General features: G+C 44.5%; 23 protein-coding genes. 17 read left to right on the top strand and 6 right to left on the bottom strand.

What is annotated here, in order from left to right:
* Positions 1-11: 11 nt before the first annotated feature.
* A complete protein-coding gene (gene glpT / locus JMN17_RS19635; protein ID WP_087991785.1) occupies positions 12-1,346 on the bottom strand; it encodes a glycerol-3-phosphate transporter in 1,335 nt (444 codons plus the stop codon).
* A gap of 292 nt (positions 1,347-1,638) precedes the next feature.
* On the opposite strand from glpT, the gene JMN17_RS19630 reads away from it, so the two are divergent.
* The 3 genes from JMN17_RS19630 (at position 1,639) to JMN17_RS19620 (ending at position 4,146) form a co-directional block, all read left to right on the top strand.
* Positions 1,639-1,887 carry a YbeF family protein gene (locus JMN17_RS19630; RefSeq protein ID WP_087991809.1) on the top strand — a complete coding sequence of 83 codons (249 nt, stop codon included), beginning with the start codon at positions 1,639-1,641 and terminating at the stop codon, positions 1,885-1,887.
* Between the two features lie 91 nt (positions 1,888-1,978).
* Positions 1,979-2,896 carry a bifunctional helix-turn-helix transcriptional regulator/GNAT family N-acetyltransferase gene (locus JMN17_RS19625; protein WP_202329071.1) on the top strand — a complete coding sequence of 306 codons (918 nt, stop codon included), beginning with the start codon at positions 1,979-1,981 and terminating at the stop codon, positions 2,894-2,896.
* The gene (locus tag JMN17_RS19620; RefSeq protein ID WP_087991787.1) at positions 2,893-4,146 is read left to right on the top strand and encodes an MFS transporter; all 1,254 of its coding nucleotides are present in this window, start codon (positions 2,893-2,895) and stop codon (positions 4,144-4,146) included. The genes JMN17_RS19625 and JMN17_RS19620 overlap by 4 nt, the downstream gene beginning before the upstream one ends.
* Positions 4,147-4,169: 23 nt before the next feature.
* Here JMN17_RS19620 and JMN17_RS19615 read toward each other — a convergent pair whose 3' ends face one another.
* The 3 genes from JMN17_RS19615 to JMN17_RS19605 all read right to left on the bottom strand — a co-directional run bounded on the left by JMN17_RS19615 (position 4,170) and on the right by JMN17_RS19605 (position 6,476).
* Positions 4,170-4,592 carry a hypothetical protein gene (locus JMN17_RS19615; protein ID WP_242519928.1) on the bottom strand — a complete coding sequence of 141 codons (423 nt, stop codon included), beginning with the start codon at positions 4,590-4,592 and terminating at the stop codon, positions 4,170-4,172.
* Between the two features lie 139 nt (positions 4,593-4,731).
* Positions 4,732-5,652, bottom strand: a complete 921-nt coding sequence (locus JMN17_RS19610; protein ID WP_202329064.1) for a DMT family transporter — start codon at positions 5,650-5,652, stop codon at positions 4,732-4,734.
* Positions 5,649-6,476, bottom strand: coding sequence for an AraC family ligand binding domain-containing protein (locus tag JMN17_RS19605; protein WP_087991789.1), 828 nt, complete (start codon positions 6,474-6,476; stop codon positions 5,649-5,651). Before JMN17_RS19605 ends, JMN17_RS19610 begins: the two co-directional genes overlap by 4 nt.
* Positions 6,477-6,763: 287 nt before the next feature.
* Here JMN17_RS19605 and purT point away from each other — a divergent pair, with 287 nt between their 5' ends.
* The 11 genes from purT (at position 6,764) to trhO (ending at position 16,359) form a co-directional block, all read left to right on the top strand.
* Positions 6,764-7,918, top strand: a complete 1,155-nt coding sequence (gene purT / locus JMN17_RS19600) for a phosphoribosylglycinamide formyltransferase 2 (RefSeq protein WP_087991790.1) — start codon at positions 6,764-6,766, stop codon at positions 7,916-7,918.
* A gap of 144 nt (positions 7,919-8,062) precedes the next feature.
* Positions 8,063-9,001: a trypsin-like serine peptidase gene (locus tag JMN17_RS19595; protein ID WP_087991791.1), complete on the top strand. Its 939-nt coding sequence runs from the start codon at positions 8,063-8,065 to the stop codon at positions 8,999-9,001.
* On the top strand, positions 8,964-9,362 hold the full coding sequence (locus JMN17_RS19590) for a DUF2606 family protein (RefSeq protein WP_202329062.1): 399 nt from the start codon (positions 8,964-8,966) through the stop codon (positions 9,360-9,362). Before JMN17_RS19595 ends, JMN17_RS19590 begins: the two co-directional genes overlap by 38 nt.
* Before the next feature lie 174 nt (positions 9,363-9,536).
* Positions 9,537-10,421, top strand: a complete 885-nt coding sequence (locus tag JMN17_RS19585) for an alpha/beta fold hydrolase (RefSeq protein WP_087991793.1) — start codon at positions 9,537-9,539, stop codon at positions 10,419-10,421.
* Positions 10,422-10,620: 199 nt separating this feature from the next.
* Positions 10,621-11,154, top strand: a complete 534-nt coding sequence (gene pssA / locus JMN17_RS19580; protein ID WP_087991794.1) for a CDP-diacylglycerol--serine O-phosphatidyltransferase — start codon at positions 10,621-10,623, stop codon at positions 11,152-11,154.
* Positions 11,145-11,633, top strand: coding sequence for a DedA family protein (locus JMN17_RS19575; RefSeq protein WP_087991795.1), 489 nt, complete (start codon positions 11,145-11,147; stop codon positions 11,631-11,633). Before pssA ends, JMN17_RS19575 begins: the two co-directional genes overlap by 10 nt.
* Complete coding sequence (locus JMN17_RS19570; protein WP_087991796.1) at positions 11,626-12,417, top strand: phosphatidylserine decarboxylase; 792 nt, start codon at positions 11,626-11,628, stop codon at positions 12,415-12,417. Before JMN17_RS19575 ends, JMN17_RS19570 begins: the two co-directional genes overlap by 8 nt.
* 54 nt (positions 12,418-12,471) lie before the next feature.
* Complete coding sequence (locus JMN17_RS19565; RefSeq protein ID WP_087991797.1) at positions 12,472-12,762, top strand: hypothetical protein; 291 nt, start codon at positions 12,472-12,474, stop codon at positions 12,760-12,762.
* Between the two features lie 92 nt (positions 12,763-12,854).
* Positions 12,855-14,195, top strand: coding sequence for an erythromycin esterase family protein (locus JMN17_RS19560; protein ID WP_087991798.1), 1,341 nt, complete (start codon positions 12,855-12,857; stop codon positions 14,193-14,195).
* 108 nt (positions 14,196-14,303) lie between these two features.
* The gene (locus JMN17_RS19555) at positions 14,304-15,191 is read left to right on the top strand and encodes a helix-turn-helix transcriptional regulator (RefSeq protein ID WP_202329060.1); all 888 of its coding nucleotides are present in this window, start codon (positions 14,304-14,306) and stop codon (positions 15,189-15,191) included.
* 199 nt (positions 15,192-15,390) lie between these two features.
* Positions 15,391-16,359, top strand: a complete 969-nt coding sequence (gene trhO, locus JMN17_RS19550) for an oxygen-dependent tRNA uridine(34) hydroxylase TrhO (protein WP_087991800.1) — start codon at positions 15,391-15,393, stop codon at positions 16,357-16,359.
* Between the two features lie 140 nt (positions 16,360-16,499).
* Here trhO and ptsG read toward each other — a convergent pair whose 3' ends face one another.
* Together ptsG and nagB are read right to left on the bottom strand one after the other, a co-directional pair.
* On the bottom strand, positions 16,500-18,395 hold the full coding sequence (gene ptsG / locus JMN17_RS19545; protein ID WP_087991801.1) for a glucose-specific PTS transporter subunit IIBC: 1,896 nt from the start codon (positions 18,393-18,395) through the stop codon (positions 16,500-16,502).
* A 20-nt stretch (positions 18,396-18,415) separates the two neighbouring features.
* The gene (gene nagB, locus JMN17_RS19540) at positions 18,416-19,165 is read right to left on the bottom strand and encodes a glucosamine-6-phosphate deaminase (protein WP_087991802.1); all 750 of its coding nucleotides are present in this window, start codon (positions 19,163-19,165) and stop codon (positions 18,416-18,418) included.
* A gap of 218 nt (positions 19,166-19,383) precedes the next feature.
* Here nagB and gamR point away from each other — a divergent pair, with 218 nt between their 5' ends.
* The 3 genes from gamR to JMN17_RS19525 all read left to right on the top strand — a co-directional run bounded on the left by gamR (position 19,384) and on the right by JMN17_RS19525 (position 21,702).
* Positions 19,384-20,091, top strand: a complete 708-nt coding sequence (gene gamR, locus JMN17_RS19535) for a transcriptional regulator GamR (protein WP_202329058.1) — start codon at positions 19,384-19,386, stop codon at positions 20,089-20,091.
* A gap of 56 nt (positions 20,092-20,147) precedes the next feature.
* Positions 20,148-20,423 (top strand): DUF1648 domain-containing protein, encoded by a 276-nt coding sequence (locus JMN17_RS19530; protein ID WP_087991804.1) that lies wholly within the window; start codon positions 20,148-20,150, stop codon positions 20,421-20,423.
* A 211-nt stretch (positions 20,424-20,634) separates the two neighbouring features.
* Complete coding sequence (locus tag JMN17_RS19525) at positions 20,635-21,702, top strand: branched-chain amino acid aminotransferase (RefSeq protein WP_087991805.1); 1,068 nt, start codon at positions 20,635-20,637, stop codon at positions 21,700-21,702.
* The last annotated feature ends 157 nt before the right edge of the window (positions 21,703-21,859 follow it).

Below are 21,859 nucleotides of genomic sequence, written 5' to 3'. Positions count from 1 at the left end.
GTTTTTCTTTCTTAAACGTGCTCCGCCCGTTTTCCTGTATTCCACGTCAAAGCTAAGAAGACGATGGCAAGAATGCAGGAAGAGACCAGCATGATAAAGCCGCCGTTCCAATCATATCGATCAACGACAAAGCCCATAATGGCGTTGGCGAAAGCGGATCCGCCGATGTATCCGAAAAATCCGGTCAAACCAGCCGCAGTTCCGGCTGCTTTTTTCGGCGCAAGATCAATCGCTTGCAGGCCGATCAGCATAACAGGTCCGTAGATTAAGAAGCCAATGCTGATCAGGGCGATGTTGTCTACGAGCGGATGACCGGCGGGATTCAGCCAGTACACCAATACGGCAATGAAAACGCCCGCCATAAACAAAACCCCTGCCGGTGCCCGTCGGCTTCTGAAAAATCGGTCGCTGATCCAGCCGCACAGGATCGTTCCCGGTATGCCGGCGTATTCGTAAAGAAAATACGACCAGCGCGAGTCCTCAGGAGAAAAGCCTTTGGCTTCCGTTAGGTAAGTAGGCGCCCAGTCAACAACGCCGTACCGCACAAAATAGACAAATACATTCGCAAACGCGATGTACCAAAGAAATTTGTTGTTCAGCACGTATTGAAAAAGAATTTCTTTTGTTGTTAATTCTTTTTCCTGATTTTTAAAAGCGTGTTTGGGATAGTCATTACGATACTCTTCAATTGGTGGGAGTCCGCAAGATTGAGGCGTATCGCGAACCAATAAAACAATCAAAAATGAAATGATAATGGCGATGATGGCTGGGAAGAAAAACACGCTTTTCCAAGTCGCGAACATCGCAATGCCAAGAGTGACAAGCGGAGCAAGAATACCGCCGCCTATGTTATGGGCGACATTCCAGATCGACATTTTTGTCCCGCGTTCACTAATGGAAAACCAGTGGGCCATTGTCCTGCCGCATGGCGGCCAGCCCATTCCCTGAAACCATCCGTTGATAAACATAAAAATGAACATGATGGTGACGCTCGAAGTCACCCAAGGCATTGAAACGAAAAGAATATTAACGATTGCTGATAAAAATAGGCCTGTCGCGAGAAAATATCTCGGATTGCAGCGGTCAGACACCATGCCCATGATGAATTTACTGAAGCCGTACGCAATGGACACAGCGGCCAGCACCAATCCCAGTTCCGTTTTTGAAAATCCCTGTTCCTGCAGATAAGGAATGGCAAAGGCGAAGTTTTTCCGCAGCAGGTAGTAGCCTGCGTAGCCGATAAAAATACCAATGAATACTTGGAGCCTAAGCCTTTTATAAGCCGCATCCGTCTTTGAATCATCGAGTCTCTCAATGTGAGGAGCCGGTTTAAACATGTGAAACATCAAAATCATCCCCTTTGCTGTTTGTGCTGGATGTGTGGCGTGCCTCCTTTCCGAAAAACAAAAAGAGCCAGAAAACACCCCTTGTTTAAAAGGGGTTGGATTCCTGGCTCTCCTCATCTCCATCCAAGCTATTAACTTATCATGATAGCGCTTTCTTAAATTATCATAGTCCGGAGTGAATGTAAACGGGTAATTTTCAAATGTGGATCTAGGGAGTGAAAATTATCCTTTTACTAATTGCGGGTATGTTTTTTTACAAGCAGCATAAAAATCTGGAGGGAGGCTGTTGCAGGTGGATGAATTAGATATCGCATTCGGTATTTTGCCGTTAGGGATTATCGTGTTATCGGTTGTCGGGACTTGTGTTTGTCAAAATGCGTATTTGATGCCGGTGTTTAGTTTGATGATTTCGCTAGTGCTCACCTTTACCGTTTTTAATCTATCATTTTTGGGATGGGTTGTTGTCTATACCTTGGTTTCACTGGCTATATCCTATATCACAATGATTGTGATCAGGAAAAGGAAAGCATCAGGAAAATGAAAATGCTCCACTTTTCAATATATCGTTGACTATGGCAACTAACTATGATTATAATTGCCTTAATCAACGATATAAGAAAGTGGGGATAGATTTGAAAACCAGTGGATCATCTGTCGGTTTAAAATTCAGAAAGTTCAATCGATTCTACACAAATGTTCTTGGCTTCCTTAATGAGCACATTTACGACAGCCCGTTTTCCTTAACAGAAACACGGATTTTATTTGAAATTTATAATACGCCTAACTGTACGGCAAAAGCCCTTCAGGATAAGCTTGGGCTTGACCGGGGATATGTCAGCAGGATGTTGAAACTGTTTGAAAAAGAAGATTTGATCTATAAACAGAAGAGCAAAGCTGATGCGCGCCACCATTATATTTATGTCACGGAATCAGGAAAAACGATTTATAAAAAGCTGGAGGAGAAAGCGAACGAACAAGTAGAACTGATGCTGAAGGAAATTGACCAAAAGGACCAGCACAAGCTTGCGGAGGCGATGGCGGAAATTGAAGCGATCCTTTCACAGTCACTAACTTCCAGAACGTCAGACATATCGATTAGAGATTATTTTCTTTCGGATGATCTTCAAATCCTCATTGAAAAACATAGACAATTTTATGCGGAGGCGCATGGCTGGGACGACACGTTTTTAGCTTATCTTCATGAGACATTTGATGCGGAAATCGAAAACATATGGATCGCGGAAAGCGGCGGGAAATTTGCCGGCTGTGTGGGTTTGGTCAAACATGAGGAAAAGACTGTGCAGCTCAGATGGTTCCTGGTTGATGACGATTTTCGGGGCAGACGGCTCGGCACTCAATTGCTTGAGCATCTGGTTGCATACTGCAGGGAAATGAGGTTTGAACGCATTTTCCTTTGGACGGTGAGCACCATGGCTGAGGCCCGTCCGCTCTACGAAAAATTTGGATTCAGGATAAGTGAAGTGAAAGAAGAAGCGCCATTATGGGGGCAGCGTCTGACAGAAGAACGGTGGGATTTGGAGCTATCATGAAAAGGCTGCATTATGCTTGGATCATCGTTTCCGTCACCTTTTTGATCTTATTGGCCGTTCAGGGGGTGCGCTTGTCGTTTGGTGCGTTTGTGGAGCCGTGGGAACGGCAATTTTCAATGGATAGAGGCACCATCTCGCTGATTTCTACGATAAGCTTTATTGTCTATGGCATATCTCAGCCTGTGATCGGGCGGCTTGTGGATAAATGGGGTGCTCGGGCTGTTTTGTCATGGAGTGCGCTGCTGACAGGAGTCAGTATTTTCTTAACATACTTTGTCACTTCGCCTTGGCAGCTGTTTTTGCTTTATGGATTAGGTGTCTCGCTTGGAGTTGGCGGGGCATCGAATGTGGCAGCAAGTGTGTTGGTCGTCAATTGGTTCAGCAAAAAGCGCGGACTAGCTTTTGGGATCATGGAAGCAGGCTTTGGCGCTGGGCAAATGCTTCTCGTTCCCGGCTCACTCATGCTGATCCATTGGTTTAGCTGGAAGTTGACGGTTGTGGTGTTAGGGCTGCTGTTAATCGTGATTGTCTTTCCGGCTGCAATGCTGATGCTGCGAAACAATCCTTCAGAAAAGAATGCAGAGCCGATAGGCGGGCTTGCGGCTGCGGAAAAAGAAACAGCGCCCAAAACAACTGCTCTTTCAGTGACCGGGATGTTTCGGATGAGGCAATTCTGGTTTTTGATGTTGCCGTTTTTGATCTGCGGATTTACGACCGTGGGGCTGATGGATACTCATTTGATTCCCTTTTCTCACGATCACGGCTTTTCAACGACAGTCACCAGTGCCGCTGTCAGTCTGCTTGCCGGCTTTAATATCGCTGGCATCTTACTGTCCGGAATTGTAGCGGACCGGTGGAGCAGCCGAAAAATCCTGTGCTTTTTATATGCGGTACGCGCGCTTTCGATCGTGATTCTGATTTACAGCCACGAACCCTACTTGCTTCTAGGCTTTGCGATTCTGTTTGGATTAGTGGACTTCGCTACCGTAGCGCCGACTCAAATGCTCGCCACCCAGTACTTTCAAAACTACTCGATCGGCCTCATGATCGGCTGGCTGTCGCTCGCCCATCAAATCGGCTCGGCACTCGGCGCGTATATACCTGGTGTCATCTATACGGTAACGGGTGAATATACACTGGCTTTTTATTTGTCGATCGGGATGCTCGTGCTGGCCAGTGTGATGAACGTGTTGCTGAGAGAGCCCGGGGCGGTCACGCGTGACAGTGCGGCTGTGGTGGAGAAGCTGTAAGAGAAAAGCATCTCTTCTTTTATTCAGAGATGCTTTTTTTTGTATTTCTGTTCTAATACGAAGTCAATCATTCCGACAATGCGGGTGTTTTCGACTTTTTGTTTGAAGCGGTCAGAGATTTGAACTTTTCTTGAAAATGGGAAAACAACAAAAACCCAAAAAAGGCCAATCAAGGCAAAAAACATTTGTACAGTTAATTCTATTAATTCATTAAAACGAGTGCTGAAAAAATAAATATATAACGTTACGAATGTCACGAAACAAACGATTTTGATAGTGTGTTTGAATGTGAGCTGCGGTTCGCTAAAGAATATTTTTAATTGATTCAGCATGATGGAGTCATGTTTGTTTAGGAAAATCAAAAGTTCTTTATCATCTTTTGCATGTTCTAAAATAAACTTCGCTGCTGTTTCGGTTTCTTTATATGTGTGTAGGTCTTTATTCAATACATACATCTCCTAAGTATAGAAATTGCGCATTTTATTTTCTTATTTCAAGGTGAAACAATTTGATGTTAACTAGTATAATAAGCAAAAATAGCCAGTAAAATAGCAGATAGTTCGGTAGAATAAAAAATGGATGCCGTTAAGCATCCATATGACATCCGTTCTCCACCAGCTTCGCTTTCGGTTTCAGCTCTGAAATGTAGAGGCCTAAAAGTGTAAGCGCACCTCCTGCGAGAGCGATCCAGGTCATGTTTTCGTGCAGGATCAGGATCGAGGCGGCGATTGTGATGACTGGGACCATGTAAATATACGCGCTGGATTTGACGGCGCCGAGCACGCCGACTGAGTAATTCCATGTGGCAAAGCACAGGGCGGAAGCGCCGATGCCGAGGAAGAGCATGTTGAGTACATTTGAAGCAGATGAAAATCGGCTCAGGTCAAAATGAAAATCGAACAAAAATAAAGCGGGAACCATAAACAACAAACCGTACAAAAACACTCTCTGTGTCAGCTCGATGATATGAAAATCGTAAGCGCTTAATTTTTTCATGAATATCGAATAGCCTCCAAACACGATAGCGGCTCCGACTGCCATGATGTCACCGAACGGATTCAGCCGCAGTACGACATTGCCATTGAACGTAATCAATAAAAGCCCGATCAGTGCCGCCCCAAAACCAATGAAAAAAGTCAGCCGCAGTTTTTCGCCTTCAAGCAGAAAGTGAGCCAGTACAGCCGTGATCATCGGGATAATGGACACGATCATGCCGACATTTGAAGCGTATGTATACGTAAGGGCTATATTTTCTAATAAAAAGTAAAGTGTTACGCCAAATAAACCTGCCCCGGCAAATAACAGCTCCTGCCGCCAGTTTTTGAACGGTATCATTTTGGGACGTACGAGAATAAGAGTAATAAAGCCCATCAAAAACCGGTAAAATAATATGTCCATTGGCGTAAAGTCAGTCAGCAGAACCTTTGTTGAAATAAAGGTCGTTCCCCAAACCAGAATGGTCGCAATGGCTGCGATATGCCCGGTCGTTTCTCTTTGTGTGCTCATCTTTGCAGCTCCTTTTCAAAAATCTTCATGTATTGCTTCGGCGTCAGGCCCACCTGCCGTTTGAAAAACTTCGTCATATGGCTTTGATCGCTGAATCCTGTCTGAAAAGCCGCATCAATCGGTCTGACCCCTTGTTCAAGGAGTTTTTTCGCTTGGTTAATCCGGATTGTCTCCAGGTAACTATTAGGCGTAATTCCTTTTTGTTTTGTAAATGAACGCAATAAATGATATTTGCTCCAGCCTGTTAATTCACTCAAATCATTGAGCATGACGTTCTCGGTATAATGCTCTTCTAAAAATTCACAAACCATTTTGACCTCGTCGGACGGTTCGGGAATGCTGCTGAGGAACGTGACGTCAGAATAACGGCGGATCAGCTCTTCCAGCAGGTGAAGAAACAGCTCCTCCTTGCGCAAAGCCTGCTTTTCTCTGGATATCAACATATGCAATTCCTGCAGGCTGGCTGTCAGCTCGTGGCGGAATAACACATGCTGGGAGAAATACGGGAGATGTCCTGTGCCAGTAATTTCTTCCACCGCCTTCTCCATGACATCCGGCATCACATTGATACACCGATAATCAAGCGTCCGCCCGTCAATCTGCTCACAGCTATGCGTGTCACGGGGGTTAAAGAGGAGAAGATCACCTGGATTGATGACGTATTCTTGACCTTGACAGGCCAGATACCGCTGTCCTTTTTCAATGAAGCCAATCACATAATAATCGTGAAAGTGGTTCGGGAATTTTTGCATAATTCCCTTAAAGCGGTAGGCTTCTATATGAAGGTGCGGGTCAAGCTGCAGTGTGCGTGTTTCGTTTTGCATGGGATGCCTCCTGTCGGTGTGATGGTCTTGGATTAAGTGTAGCATGATTTTTGGGGATTTCTTGTATGATGTTGCTGTTTGGAATAGAGAAAGCAGACCGTGATTGGTCTGCTTTCGTATAAGAATTTAAAGATTTTTATTCCTCGATAATAGCTTTATTTTCACAATACTTGTGGATATTTTCTAATGAGGCAAAATAAGATCTTCTTATTTTATCTTTTTTAATAAAAATTTATTTTTCGAATATTTCAGTTATAATGGTTGGGAAACAGATAGGAGGGGCAGAGATGTACCAATCGAAGAAGGTTTTGTTGTTAGGTTCAGGTGAGTTAGGTAAAGAGGTAGTGATTGAAGCCCAACGTCTTGGGGTACAGACGGTGGCGGTTGACAGTTATGAGCATGCTCCGGCGATGCAGGTCGCGCATAACAGCTATGTCGTTGATATGCTGGATCGCGAGCAGATCAGAACTATCATTGAGAAAGAAAAGCCGGATTTGATTGTGCCTGAGGTTGAGGCGATCGCGACGGATGAATTGCTGAAGCTTGAAGAGGAAGGATTTTACGTCATCCCTAATGCGCGTGCGGCGAAGCTGACGATGGATCGGGAAGGCATCAGGCGGCTTGCGGCGGAAACGCTCGGACTTGCGACGGCTGGCTATGAATTTGCGAATACATATGACGAATTTGTACAAGCGGCAGCTCAGATCGGCTTCCCTTGTGTCGTTAAACCATTGATGAGTTCTTCTGGAAAAGGCCAAAGTGTATGCCGCTCTGAAACGGATTTAGCAAGCTGCTGGGAGACGGCGATGGAAGGCGGACGGGTGAAAAACGGGCGCGTGATTGTTGAGGAGTTTATTCCATTCGAATCAGAAATTACGCTCTTAACCGTACGTGCGGTCAACGGGACGACATTTTGCGAGCCAATCGGCCATGTGCAAAAGGACGGAGACTATATCGAATCATGGCAGCCGCATCATATGACAGAGCAGCAAAAGGTAGAAGCGAAGCATATTGCGAAAGCCATTACGGATGAGCTTGGCGGATACGGTCTGTTTGGCGTTGAGCTGTTCCTTGCGAAAGATAAAGTGTATTTCAGTGAGGTATCTCCTCGTCCACATGATACGGGTCTTGTCACGCTGGTGACGCAAAATTTGTCAGAATTCGCGCTGCATGTCCGGGCGATTCTCGGTTTTCCGATTACAGAAATCACCCAGCTTTCTCCTGGCGCCAGCCGGCCCCTCAAAGCACCGGAAGAATCAGCGGACTACACTGTTGAAGGCCTGGAAAACGCGCTGGCAGTACCGAAGACACAAGTTCGCGTCTTTGGCAAGCCGATAACGAAAGCCGGACGCCGTATGGCGGTTGCGCTTTCTGGGGCAGATACAGTCGAAACAGCGAGAGAGAACGCAAAGAAAGCGTTGGATCAGCTATCTATAAAGTAGAGTTTAAGCGGGCCTTTGTCATGTACAAGGCCTGTTTTTTTCATCCTCCATAAAAGTTTTATCATAAGAATCAGAAATTTGATTATAATGTAAAAGTCTTCCATGTATAAGGGTGGTTGACACAAAGGGAGGGAGATGGCTAGAATGAAATTAGTTTCAACATTCAGAAAAAGATGGTTCACTGGTTTAACGGTTTTATGTTTGGCATTGGCAGCGGCGGTATCTTTCGGCGCACCGGCAAAAGCGGCAGAGAACCCGCAAATGTCTGTATCGAATAACGGTAAAGAAGCCGATGCTACGAAAAACCAAACGTCAAAAGAAGAACAGGTTTCCGATCCTTATGAGGGAACCGGGAAAACAAGTAAATCGCTTTACGGCCAAAAGGGACTGGAAAAAAACATTCAAGCCTTACAGCCTTCGAGTATCATCGGAACCGATGAACGCACCAGAATCTCCAGCACTACATCTTTTCCTTACAGAGCAACTGTCCAACTTTCAATCAAGTATCCCAACACCTCAAGCACATATGGATGCACCGGGTTTTTAGTCAATGCCAATACAGTCGTAACGGCTGGACATTGTGTGTACAGCCAGGATCATGGATGGGCTTCAACGATTACAGCCGCGCCGGGCCGCAACGGTTCGTCATATCCTTATGGAACTTATTCAGGCACGATGTTTTACTCCGTTAAAGGATGGACGGAAAGCAATAACACCAATTATGATTACGGAGCTATTAAATTAAACGGTTCTCCCGGAAACACGGTTGGCTGGTACGGCTATCGGACAACAAACAGCAGCAGTCCCGCGGGACTTTCCTCGTCAGTGACAGGATTCCCGTGTGACAAAACATTTGGCACAATGTGGTCTGATACAAAGCCGATTCGATCCGCTGAAACATATAAGCTGACCTATACAACAGATACGTACGGCTGCCAAAGCGGCTCACCTGTTTATCGAAACTACAGTGATACAGGACAGACAGCTATTGCGATTCACACGAACGGGGGATCGTCATACAACTTGGGAACAAGGGTGACGAACGATGTATTCAACAATATTCAATATTGGGCAAATCAATAAATACAGCAAATTAGCCATTTTCATGTTTATTTTGTTTTTATGCGGGTGCAGTTCACCGACCCAATCTGCTCAGAAAGAAACAACGATTCCTGTCACTTTTCATGTGGAGGATGCTGAGGGGGTGCCGGTTGAAGGAGTGCAAGTGACGATTGTCGCAGCACCGGTCTCAGATCAAGAGCCGAGTATAGAGATTGGCGAGATACTCGGCAAAACAGACAAAAATGGAGACATCAAATGGGATACCGGCAAAAAAGGTAACTACTCAGTCGCATTGACGAAGGATGAAAAATCAGTAACCCATCACATCTCATTAACAGAGGATAAAAAAGATAAGGTCATTCCATTAGTTTTCAAAGAATAGGCGGTTTCCTTGATTTCGAGGAAACCGCCTTTTTTTATCACAGAAAGCCAAACTATATATATATACTGGAAATTTATAATATGAGATAATCATACATAGGTATTTTTTCTTACGAGACAAAAGGGGCATTATCCTTGATTTTTATATCAATCAACCCGGAGGAAAAAGAAGAAAATGACACAATATTCGATGCAGCCTGCCGCGGCTGAAAGCGGTCTTCGCTTTTACCAGGCATATGATCAAAGCCTTTCTTTGTGGCCGATTGAGTCGGAAGCATTCTATGTTTCTACTCGTTTTGGAAAAACGCATATCATGGCAAGTGGGCCAAAGGACGCACCTTCGCTCGTTTTGCTTCACAGGGGGCTCTTCAGCTCTCTTATGTGGTATCCGAATATCGCGGCGTGGAGCAGTCAATATCGTACATATGCGGTCGATATAATAGGAGACAAAAACAAAAGTATACCATCAGCTGCTCTGGATACGAGAGCAGATTGCGCAGAATGGCTGAAAGACGTCTTAGATTCGCTTGAACTTGAGACCGCACACTTGGCAGGCCTCTCGCTGGGGGGTTCCCATATCGTGAATTTTTTGCTCCAATCGCCTGAAAGAGTAGAGCGGGCGGTTGTGATGAGTCCTGCTGAAGCATTTATATCATATTATCCAGATGTCTATAAATTTGCTGCGGGCCTTACAGGGTCAAGAGGAGCTGAGGCATATATCAAGTGGGTCACGGCTAGCCGTTATGATCTGCATCCTGCGCTGCAAAGACAAATTGTGGCGGGTGTGGAATGGCAGGATGAACAAAGAAGCCTGAAACCGACAGAAAACGGCTTTCCGTACGTGTTCACAGACCGGGAATTGAAATCGATTGCGGTCCCGATGCTGCTGATGTTCGGTGAGCACGAGGTCATGTGCCATCAGCAAATGGCTTTAGAGCGGGCTTCAATATTGGTGCCGGGAATTCAGGCTGAAATCGTGAAGAACGCCGGGCATTTGTTATCTCTGGAGCAGCCAGAGTACGTCAATCAACGAGTCTTGTCCTTTTTGAGCGAAGAATAAAATTGTCAGAAACATGAAAAGAATGGCATTCATTGTTCAAAAGGTAACAAATGTTGTATAATAATAGAATTTGAATGCTGCTTTTTGCAGGGCATTTTATGTTATCATGCTTAATAGAGAAAATTTTTCCTGTAACGCTATTCGATCCATAACGTCGAATAATGATAGATGGTTTTACAATTGGAGGTTTGGTTACACTGTGAATTATATCCCCTGTATGATTACGATAGGAAATTTTATTTGCGGACTGCTGGCGATTCATTCCTTGTTATATCACAACATTCATTCAGCAGTGCTCTTCATTTTTACCGGCATGCTTCTCGATTTTTTTGACGGGATGGCTGCACGTAAGCTGAATGCCGTTTCTGATATGGGAAAAGAACTGGATTCGTTTGCCGACCTAGTGACGTTTGGTGTGGCTCCTTCAATGCTTGCTTACAGTGTCGCATTATACTCTCTTCCATTTATCGGGATTTTATGCGCATTGACGTACAGCATTTGCGGAATGCTTCGCCTCTCTAAATTTAACATTGAACAAAGTAAGCTTCCGACATTTATCGGAATGCCGATTCCATTTGCGGGCATGTGTCTTGTGATTCTCAGCTTTACCTATAATCCGATCCTGCTGGCGATCGGCACTTGCGGACTTTCATATTTAATGGTGAGCAAAATTAAATTTCCTCATTTTAAAAAACACGCGGCAGAAAACCTGGAGTCCGGGAGATGGAATTAGTTCAGCAGCTCATAGCGGATTACGGTTATCTCGCTATTTTTTTGATGCTCGTATTAGGGATTGTTGGATTGCCGATACCGGATGAAGTGATGATGACTGTCGTCGGCTACTTTACGCATACGGACGTGCTGAATTATGAGCTTTCGATATTCATCAGTTTTGTCGGGGCTTTGTCAGGTATGCTGATCAGCTACATGATCGGCAGAAAAGCCGGCCGCCCATTTATCGACAAGTACGGCAAGTGGGTCGGATTAAAAGAAAAGAGAATGATGAAAGTTGAAAAATGGATGAAGAAATACGGTCCATATTCGCTTATTTTAGGTTATTTCATACCCGGCGTCAGACATATGACGTGCTACTTTTCGGGAATAGGCAAAATGGAACTGAAAACGTATATTGCGTTTGCGGCAATCGGCGCCTTTTTATGGTGCTTTATTTTTATTACAATCGGAAGGGTTATAGGGATTATTCATGTTTAACACAGCTGTAAAGATTCTGTATCGTTCATTGATAGAGCTGACGAATCATCGTCTGTCATCCTATCTGATTAAAGGATTTTGCGAGTCTAAAATCAGCAAACCGGTCATTCCGCTTTTCTCAAAACATTTTCGGCTAAATTGGGATGATGTTGACGGTACGGCCGCTGATTATGGTTCGCTGTCCGAATTGTTCATTCGACATATTGATCTGGAGCGGCGCCCTGTTTCAAAAGAGTTGCAGGCGGTGGTCAGCCCTGTTGACGGTGTGGTTCAGACGGTGGGAAAAATCAACCCGAATCAAACCTTTACGGTAAAGGGAAAAGATTATTCATTCGCTGAGCTGACCGGCTGTAAACGCGCGGACCATCAATACAACGGCGGTTACTTCGTCGTGCTGTATCTAAGCCCGCGGCATTATCACCGTTTCCATTCCCCAATCAGCTGCAGGTATCAAAAGCTGGCCGAGCTCGGAAATCGTTCATACCCGGTAAATCAATTAGGGTTAAAATACGGAAAAGATGTGCTGTCGAAAAATTATCGCTTTGTATACGAGCTGAATGGCGGCAGTCGAAGTGTCCTGATGATTCCTGTCGGCGCGTTGAATATTAACTCTATCGTGCAGACAAGTACCCGGGACGAGCTGGAGATTGGCGAGGAGCTGGGATACTTTTCATTCGGCTCAACCGTCATTTTGATTTTTGAAAAAGACGCGTTCAAGCCGGCCGCCAATTTAACAGAAGGCCAGGAAGTCCAAGTCGGAGAATTGATAGGTTACGAAGAGTAAAAAGAGGGGCTCGTCTAAACGAAGCGCCTCTTTTTTTGGAAGGAAGTGAGACTCATGGAGAAACAAATCGCCAGCTGGATCACAGATTATCAGAAAACCGGAGATGAAGCTGTCCTGAGGCAAGTGCGAGAGGCGTGCTGGCCGATCGTTGAAGCGATTCTGCAAGAAATGGCAACGGATGAGGCACTAGCGAGCGACCTGCACAAGAAAGGAATCGAGCGGTTTCCGTTTATCATCAGCAAATACCGAGCGGATGTGCAGCTTCCAGTAGAAACATTTTTACGAAATACGTATCGGTTTTACTTTCAGCAGGTGATGAGAGAATCCAGTGAAAGCTTCTTTTAATAAGAGAGGCTTTTTTCGCTGTGGAAAAAGGAAACTTTTTCTATATCTATCTCGTAACTACTAGAGAACCTTGCAGAAAAGGAGAGATAGAATTGAAACGAATGATAGTGAAAATGGCTCTGCCGCTGCTGATCGTCTGTCTGGTGTTTTCTTCTTTTTCAGCCTCAGCCCGGGCTGTTTCTGAAGAAAAACATTGGGAGCGCTGGATTGAACGACATGCGCGTCCACTGGATGCTTCCGATGCTTCAAACAAAGACCTTCGCTTTTTGAAGAAGGTGCTGAAGGGAAAACGAATCGTTCAGTTAGGAGAAACCACACACGGCGCTGGCGAAATCAATGCAACAAAGATCCGCATGATCAAATACCTCCATGAAGAATTAGGATATGATGTTTTGGCATTCGAGTCCGGATTTTCGGATACAAATACATCCTACCTCAATATGGGCCAATCCACCTCTAAGAGCACGATGAAAAACTCCATTTACGCCGTTTGGCACACAGAAGATGTCGTTGAACTGTTTGATTACATGAAAGAGCAAAAAGAGAAAGGCGATCCGCTTATCTTGACCGGTTTTGATATTCAAAGCCTTAAAGCTTCATTTAATGATAATGCGAATCAATGGGTGAAGGCGGTGAACCCCGAAAAAGCTGAGCTGCTTTCCCAATCAGAAAACGATTTTTCAGAATTGGTGACTGGCAGCAGCACCTTTGAGGAATTTACGCAAAAGAAGGAAGTGCTGGTGAAAAACTACGGTGAGCTTATTCAATTCGCAGAAACACATGCATCGAAGTTAAAAGCACAACTACCGAAAGAGCCGAAAGCTTATGAGATGTTTATGCATTCTCTCCAGCTGCGAATTGACGTAATGGAAACGTATATGCCTCAAGAAATGAAACAAAAGCTAGAGGATTATCCGGAGAAATTAGAGGATTTACCTTTCGTTTTAAGAGACCGAATGATGGCTGATCAATTTCAGTGGATTGCCGACACCCTTTATCCAAAAAAGAAAATCATTGTCTGGGGCCACAATTACCATCTCCGCAAACAGAATACGAAAATGATTAAGGATATGACACAGGCAAACACTCCTAATATGGGTGATTATTTGCCGGAGCGGCTGAAAAAACAAACATATACGATTGGTATTTATGCATATTCAGGCGCCAGTCTTGATAGCTCAGACAATAAGACCGTTACGCCGGTCACAAGCCCGCCGCCGACTGGAAGTCTCGAAGCTTTGCTGAAGGCTGCGGACCATCCAGCTGTGTTTGTTGATTTTCTCCATACAAAAAACAAGAAAGGCACTTCGTGGATGTATACCCCGCGGACAGCACTTTATTGGGGATTCATGGAAGAGCAGATGATCCTGAAGGAACAATATGACGGTGTCATTTGGCTGGAGCATATCACGCCATCTGTCATTATCAAGTGAGCGGTGTCCCCTGTGATATAACAGGGGATTTTTACATATCGCAAAAATCATCAAAACATATAAGCCGAGATCCATTATTCTAAAAAAGAAAGGAGATTAAAACGTGCAATGTATTATGAAAAAGCTGTCCAGAAAACAATCGATTGGATTGAATCACATTTACATGAGCAAATATCAAGTGAGGATATTGTAAACGTTTCAGGCTTTTCAAAATTCCATTTTCATCGGATTTTTCAAAAAGAAGTCGGCATGTCGGTTGCTTCTTATATTCGGTTAAGGCGTCTTGCGAATGCAGCGGCAGCTTTGCTTTATACAGATCTTCGCATTATTGATATTGCTTTGTATTATCAGTTTGAATCTCAAGAAGCATTTACGAGGACGTTCAAAAAGCTGTATCACATGCCGCCTGGCGCATATCGAACATTTATGAAGCGTTTTACTTCAAAAAAGGAGGAATCTTACATGGAGAAAAAAATGAAGGGCTGGGTTTTGAGCGGGAGCCATCCGTTCCAATTCGAAATGGGGGTTGACCGGGAAAATGTACATCAGGGAAAAGCTTCAGGGTATTTAAAATCAACGATGGTGCAGGGCAACGGTGAATTTGCGACGATGATGCAGCAATTTAAGGCAGATCGCTATCTAGGAAAAAGGCTTCGGCTATCAAGTTTTATCAAAACAAAAGGAGTGCAGCATTTTGCCTCACTTTGGATGCGGGTTGACAGTGCTGCTGACGATGTTCTCCAATTTGACAATATGAGCAACAGGCCTATTACCGGGACAACCAATTGGAATCATTATGCTATTGTTTTAGATGTCCCTGAAAAGAGTGCTGTGATTTCCTTTGGTGTCCTATTATCTGGGCCGGGTCAGATGTGGATGGATCATGTTGTTTTTGAAGAGGTAGATGAGAGTATTCCTTCAACAAATCTTGAAATGCCGGGAGAACTTTTAGATGAGCCGATAAATTTATCTTTTGAAGAGGAACTACAAAAATAGTTTTCAGACAACTACTTTTATTAGTAAGTTAGTGGAAAATACTATTCGTTATTAATAAACCCTGGTGCCGCGTGGGTTTGCAAGAGCTTGGATATTTTTATCAGTCTGTGCGGATATGTTCATCTTTGCGGCATTTTCCTGTATGATATAGTAAGAGTGTGCATAGCAACTAACTATAATTGAACAGGGTGTTTAAATCATGGAAAAACAATACAGAGTGTTACTTTACTATAAATATGTACCGATTGAAGATCCAGAGGCGTTTAGAGAGCAGCATTTGGCTTTTTGTAAGGAGCTTGGTTTGTTAGGCCGTATTCTTGTTTCTTCTGAAGGAATTAACGGTACGGTATCAGGTACGGTTGAACAGACTGAAAAATATATGCAAACAATGAAAGCTGATCCTCGTTTTGCGGATATGGTATTTAAAATTGATGAGGAAGAAGGCCATGCGTTCAAAAAAATCTTCGTCCGCCATAAGGAAGAGCTTGTAACGCTACGTCTTGAGGATGATGTGGATCCGAATGAAACAACGGGACAGCATTTGAAGCCTGCGGAATTTTACGAGAAAATGCAGGACCCAAACACAATTGTGCTCGACGCGCGTAACGATTACGAGTATGATCTTGGCCATTTCAGAGGTGCTGTCCGTCCTGACATCGAAGCCTTCCGTGAATTGCCTGAGTGGATTGAAGAAAACAAAGAGCTGCTTGAAGGCAAACAGATTTTAACGTACTGCACGGGCGGCGTGCGCTGTGAAAAATTCTCAGGATGGCTGATGAAGCAAGGTTTTGAAGATGTATCACAGCTTGACGGCGGAATCGTGACATACGGAAAAGATCCTGAGGTGCAAGGCAAGCTTTGGGACGGCCAGTGCTACGTCTTTGATGAAAGAATCAGCGTGCCTGTCAACCGTGTCGAGCATGTGGTTGTCGGAAAAGACTGCTTTACAGGTGAACCGTGTGAGCGTTATGTGAACTGCGCAAATCCATCTTGCAACAAAAAAATGATATGCACACCGGAAAATGAGTATAAGTATATGCGCAGCTGCAGCCACGAATGCCGCACGAACTCAAGAAACCTGTATGTCAAAGAGCACAATATGACAGAAGAAGAAGTCATCGCAAGACTGGCAGCGATTGAAAAAGAAGATCACGCTGCTGCTGAATAGTAGAAAGAACACCTTGTATTCAAGGTATTCTCAGATGTTGACAAAATCCTAAAACATTTCGTTTCGGGATTTTGTCCTTTTTTATTTTGGTGGTGATGTTTTCATGTGCCAACGAAAACATCACCAGCAGGAGGGATTTTTTACTTTATTTGAATGTGCTTCATATCTTCTTCAGATGCATTGGTGAAAATGATCGGTGTTACAGCTGAAGCGGCATGCTGTTTGATGGTATCGAGATCAAATGAGAGAAGCAGTTCACCTTGTGTGACGGCTTGTCCGCTCGTGACATGTGCTTCGAAGCTTTCCCCGTTTAATTTGACAGTATCAATGCCGACATGAATCAGGATTTCAATGCCGCCGGCGCTCATAAAGCCGATGGCGTGCTTTGTCGGAAAAATGGAGACGATTTCGCCGTCTGCTGGGGCAATGACTTTTCCTTCCGATGGATCAATCGCAAACCCCTCGCCCATCATTTTTTCTGAAAAAACTGGATCCGGCACGTCCGTTAAAGAGACTGTTTCTCCTTTGAGCGGATAAATAAAGGATTCGTCAGAAGCGGGAATCTGCTGTATGTCAGTTTCCGCATCCAGCGCGGCGGCTGTATCAGGCACGCCTCCGGCCATGATCGTTTTGATGTCGTCTTTTAAGGCGTCGGATTTTGTTCCGAATATCGCCTGGAAGTTGTTGTTGACTTCCAGCACACCTACTGCGCCAAGCCGTTTTAATTCATCCTTGCTGACTTGGTTTGGCTGATGAACGGTCACACGGAGCCTTGTAATACACGCATCCAGGTTGGCGATATTTTGCTGTCCGCCTAAGGCTTGCAGCACATGAAAGGCAAGCTGGTCTTTTGCAACAGGCGCTTTTGCCTCATTCTGATCGGCTTCATCTGTTTCACGGCCCGGCGTTTTTAAATTCCATTTCAAAATCGCAAATCGGAACAAATAATAATATATGAAAGCAAATACGATCCCGACAGGAATGACAACCCAGCCGTTTGTCGACAGTCCGTAGTTTAAGACGTAGTCAATTCCGCCGCCTGAGAACGTATAGCCATGGCGGACATGGAATAAATCACAAACGACAAAGATGACGCCGGCGAGAATAGAGTTAATCAAATAGAGCACGGGCGCAACGAACAAGAAAGAAAATTCAACTGGCTCTGTAATGCCTGTCAGCATAGATGTGAGCGCGGCAGAAATCATCACGCCGGAGATCATTTTCTTCTTTTCCGGACGTGCGGTATGGATAATGGCAAGTGCAACTGCCGGCAGACAGAAAATCATGTAAGGGAAATCTCCCATCATAAAGCGCCCGGCTGTCGGATCTCCCGCGAAAAACCTTGTCAGATCGCCGGTTATGGTATTTCCTGTTGACGGGTCTGTGTATTCTCCCATCATAAAATAGAAAGGTGTATAAAAAATATGATGCAGGCCAAAAGGAATCAGCAAACGATAGATCGTTGCATAAAAGAACAGGCCGACCGTTGAATCGGCAATTAAACTGCTGGCAGCGTTAATCCCGTTTTGGATCAGCGGCCATACCAATGAGAAAATGACGCCGATCACCAATGAACTGATGGAAGTGATAATTGGGACAAACCGTTTTCCTGAAAAAAATCCAAGGACAGGATGCAGTTCAATTGTTGAAAAACGTTTATATAAATAGGCGGCAAGAAGCCCGATGATGATTCCTCCGAATACGCCCATATCAATCAGGTGCTCGGCTCCTTCATACGGAGGCTGAAGGCCAAGTAATTTCCCCATGTTGTCGAGGGTAACGGTTAAAATTAAATATCCGATGACAGCGGCAAGTCCGGCTACACCTTCGCCGGCGGCTAAACCGATCGCGACCCCCACGGCGAAAATCAGCGGCAGATTATCGAATACAACACCGCCCGCATCCTTTATAATAGGGATATTCAGTAAATCCTTGTCACCGAAACGGAGCAAAAGACCGGCTGCCGGCAGGACGGCAACCGGGGTCATCAATGCACGGCCAAGCTGCTGCAGAATTTGAAATGCCTTTTTAAACATGACAATCTCCTTTTATTGTTTTATGAGTAGGATGTATTCTTTAATTTGCTGGCTGCTTTTTGATCTGTGATAACGGTTACATGATTGTGTTTTTGAAGAATGGAGGCCGGTACATCTGTCGTGACAGGGCCTTCAGCCATCTTTTGAATGGCATCTGCTTTTTCCTCGCCGCTCGCTAAAAGCACAATATGTTTGCTGAATTTCATGATGGTTTTAATGCCCATTGAAATTGCGAGTCTCGGCACCAGCACAGGATCACCGCCGAAGAATCTGGCATTTGCCTGTATCGTGCTTTCTGACAGCTTAACAACTCGTGTTCGACCCTCAACATCAGAACCCGGTTCATTAAAACCGATGTGGCCGTTGGCGCCGATGCCGAGAATTTGAACATCAATGCCTCCCGACTGACGGATGAGATCCTCGTAGATCATACATTCAGCCTCAAGCTGCGGATTGTCTCCTTGCGGGATATGGATATGGTCAGGCTGCATATTGATATGCTGAAAAAGGTGCTCATGCATAAAATTGTTATAACTTTGCGGATGAGATGGAGAGAGGCCTGCATATTCATCCAAATTAAATGTAGTAACCTTTGAAAAATCAATTTCGCCTGACTGATAGTCTGAAATCAGCTGCTTGTACAAGCCGACCGGCGTGCTTCCTGTTGCCAGGCCGAGAACGGCATCTTTCTTTGCCTGTACATGTTCCTTGATTATGTTAGCGCTTAACTTACAGAGTTCTTCATAATGCTCGGCGACAATAATTTTCATGCGACACCCCCCAAAGAGATAGACAAGCACCACATTTGTTACAATCAATTTATGATAGTTGTCATTACGAATTTAGCACCATAATCATTAAAGTGTCAATATAAATTTCTGAAAATTTGTTATAAAAGAAAGATACAAATCTTTCATCATTATGAGATTAAGTGGTATGATGGTCTCAATCAAAAAGAACGGTTTGCATACAGGATGGGGAGAATGAAATGACAGCTTTATATTCTGTTATCAAGTTTAAAATCATTGAATTAATTAAGTCGGGCAAATATAAGGCGAATGATCAGCTGCCGACGGAGAGCGAGTTTTGCGAACAATATGATGTCAGCAGAACAACTGTGAGATTGGCTCTGCAGCAGCTTGAGCTTGAGGGATATATTAAACGGATTCAAGGAAAAGGAACATTTGTATCGGCGGCAAAAATACAAACGCCGATTCCGCATCAGATTACGAGCTTTGCAGAACAAATGAGAGGCCTGCGTTCTGAATCAAAAGTGCTTGAACTCGTGGTGATCCCTGCTGATCACTCCATTGCCGAGCTTTTGAAAATGAAAGAGAATGAACCTGTCAATAAGCTTGTCAGAGTCAGATATGCCGAGGGGGAACCTTTGCAGTACCACACCTCATATATTCCATGGAAAGCGGCACCTGGTCTGGCTCCGGAAGAGTGCACCGGCTCGCTTTTTGAACTGTTAAGGACAAAATACAATATTGAAATCAGCAGGGGCACGGAATCGATCGAACCGATTTTAACCGATGAAACGATCAGCGGCCACTTATTAACCAATGTGGGAGCACCGGCGTTTTTAGCAGAATCCCTCACCTATGATAAAAATGAAGAAGTCGTGGAATATGCGCAAATTATTACGCGGGGAGACCGAACGAAATTCACCGTAGAACAGTCATATCATTCATAAAGCAATGCGTATGAAAGAAAACGCCTGATGGTTATGAAGAAAGGAATGGTGGTTCTATGTTTCTATTGACGAATGGAAAAGCGCTGTGGGGGTCTGTGATTGCTGCTTTCGTCCTTTCAATGGTGTTTTATCCGTTTCTTCCGGCGGAGATGCCGATTCATTATGATGGTACAAACAGCCCGGATTTGACAGTGAACAAGTTGGCGGGGACAGTGATACTGCCTGTCATGATGTTGGTGTTCGCATGGGCGCAGAAGATCAATTGGCAATTTGTGATCGCGGTGTATATTTTGCTGATTTGCCATATTGCCGTCCTTTATTTAGCAGTCTAAAATCAGACAGCCGGAATGAATCTGGCTGTTTTTCTTTTATTTTTTCTTCATTTGACAATGGATGTGGTGTATAATAGCTGATGATCATAAAGAATATTCTGAAATTTATAGATTAAAAGCGGCGTATAATCAAAGAAGCGGCTGAAGTTTTTGCAGCTTTAAAAAGACTGAATATTTAAACAACTACGATGTGAAAGGTGTGCTGATCAGATTGAATAAGCTTATCGAACGAGAAAAAATTGCATTTCATAAGGCGAAGCCTGACCCGTCATTCTTGGAATTCGGGAAATATTTTACAGATTATATGTTTGTGATGGATTATGAAGAGGGAATAGGCTGGTGCCATCCTAGAATAACGCCGTACGCGCCGCTTACGCTTGATCCTTCTTCATCTGTCTTTCATTACGGCCAGGCTGTTTTTGAAGGATTAAAAGCGTACAGAACAGAAGATGGCAGAGTGCTTCTGTTCCGGCCGGACCAAAATATCAAACGGCTGAACAGATCATGTGAGCGCATGAGTATGCCTCCTTTAGACGAAGAGCTTGTGCTTGAGGCATTGACGCAATTAATTGAGCTGGAGAAAGATTGGGTTCCAAAGGAAAAGGGGACGTCACTGTATATTCGGCCCTTTATCATCGCCACAGAACCGAGTCTCGGGGTGAAGGCATCCAAAACCTATACATTTATGATCGTGCTTTCGCCTGTCGGCTCATACTATGGCGATCAGCTGAAGCCGGTGAAAATCTACGTCGAAGATGAGTACGTGCGGGCGGTAAATGGCGGAGTCGGATGTGCAAAAACGTCGGGAAACTACGCCGCCAGCCTTGAAGCGCAGCGAAAAGCGAATGAGCGGGGCTATGACCAGGTGCTGTGGCTGGACGCCATTGAAAAGAAATATGTGGAAGAAGTAGGGAGCATGAACATCTTTTTTGTCATGAACGGGGAAGCTGTCACACCGGCTTTAAACGGGAGTATTTTAAGCGGGATTACACGTTCGTCTGCGATTGAACTGATTCGCAGCTGGGGCATTCCGGTTCGTGAAGAGAGAATTTCGATTGATGAGATTTATGCGGCCTCTGCGCGCGGGGAATTGACAGAGGTCTTCGGCACGGGCACGGCAGCCGTCGTAACGCCTGTCGGTGAACTCAATATTCGTGGGAAAACGGTGATTGTAGGCGACGGACAAATCGGGGACATCTCGAAAAAATTGTATGAAACGATAACAGATATTCAGCTTGGCAAAGTGAAAGGGCCGTGCAACTGGACAGTGGAAGTCTAAAGATCGAAAAAGAACCTGCTCTGAGGCAGGTTCAGCTTGTAGAGAAAACGATGTTTTTTCTACAAGCTTTTTTGTTTTGTAATGTTTCTTTAGATATTCAGCTGATTTCAAAAGCAGAAAAAGAGCTCCCACATACCTAGCCCTGCTTGGCTAGGTA

Source organism: Bacillus sp. RHFS10 (assembly GCF_016757475.1).
Lineage (GTDB): Bacteria > Bacillota > Bacilli > Bacillales > Bacillaceae > Bacillus > Bacillus subtilis_G.
Note: the sequence above shows the minus strand (reverse complement) of the source record. Positions and strands in the feature narration are given on the sequence as shown.

Coding starts and splice junctions, on each gene's coding strand:
- JMN17_RS19570 (WP_087991796.1), top strand. CDS start 11,626: ATGTTTAACACAGCTGTAAAGATTCTGTATCGTTCATTGATAGAGCTG.
- trhO (WP_087991800.1), top strand. CDS start 15,391: ATGGAAAAACAATACAGAGTGTTACTTTACTATAAATATGTACCGATT.
- JMN17_RS19620 (WP_087991787.1), top strand. CDS start 2,893: ATGAAAAGGCTGCATTATGCTTGGATCATCGTTTCCGTCACCTTTTTG.
- ptsG (WP_087991801.1), bottom strand. CDS start 18,395: ATGTTTAAAAAGGCATTTCAAATTCTGCAGCAGCTTGGCCGTGCATTG.
- JMN17_RS19590 (WP_202329062.1), top strand. CDS start 8,964: ATGTATTCAACAATATTCAATATTGGGCAAATCAATAAATACAGCAAA.
- JMN17_RS19530 (WP_087991804.1), top strand. CDS start 20,148: ATGTTTCTATTGACGAATGGAAAAGCGCTGTGGGGGTCTGTGATTGCT.
- JMN17_RS19595 (WP_087991791.1), top strand. CDS start 8,063: ATGAAATTAGTTTCAACATTCAGAAAAAGATGGTTCACTGGTTTAACG.
- JMN17_RS19555 (WP_202329060.1), top strand. CDS start 14,304: ATGTATTATGAAAAAGCTGTCCAGAAAACAATCGATTGGATTGAATCA.
- JMN17_RS19610 (WP_202329064.1), bottom strand. CDS start 5,652: ATGAGCACACAAAGAGAAACGACCGGGCATATCGCAGCCATTGCGACC.
- gamR (WP_202329058.1), top strand. CDS start 19,384: ATGACAGCTTTATATTCTGTTATCAAGTTTAAAATCATTGAATTAATT.
- nagB (WP_087991802.1), bottom strand. CDS start 19,165: ATGAAAATTATTGTCGCCGAGCATTATGAAGAACTCTGTAAGTTAAGC.
- JMN17_RS19565 (WP_087991797.1), top strand. CDS start 12,472: ATGGAGAAACAAATCGCCAGCTGGATCACAGATTATCAGAAAACCGGA.
- JMN17_RS19585 (WP_087991793.1), top strand. CDS start 9,537: ATGACACAATATTCGATGCAGCCTGCCGCGGCTGAAAGCGGTCTTCGC.
- JMN17_RS19575 (WP_087991795.1), top strand. CDS start 11,145: ATGGAATTAGTTCAGCAGCTCATAGCGGATTACGGTTATCTCGCTATT.
- purT (WP_087991790.1), top strand. CDS start 6,764: ATGTACCAATCGAAGAAGGTTTTGTTGTTAGGTTCAGGTGAGTTAGGT.
- glpT (WP_087991785.1), bottom strand. CDS start 1,346: ATGTTTCACATGTTTAAACCGGCTCCTCACATTGAGAGACTCGATGAT.
- JMN17_RS19605 (WP_087991789.1), bottom strand. CDS start 6,476: ATGCAAAACGAAACACGCACACTGCAGCTTGACCCGCACCTTCATATA.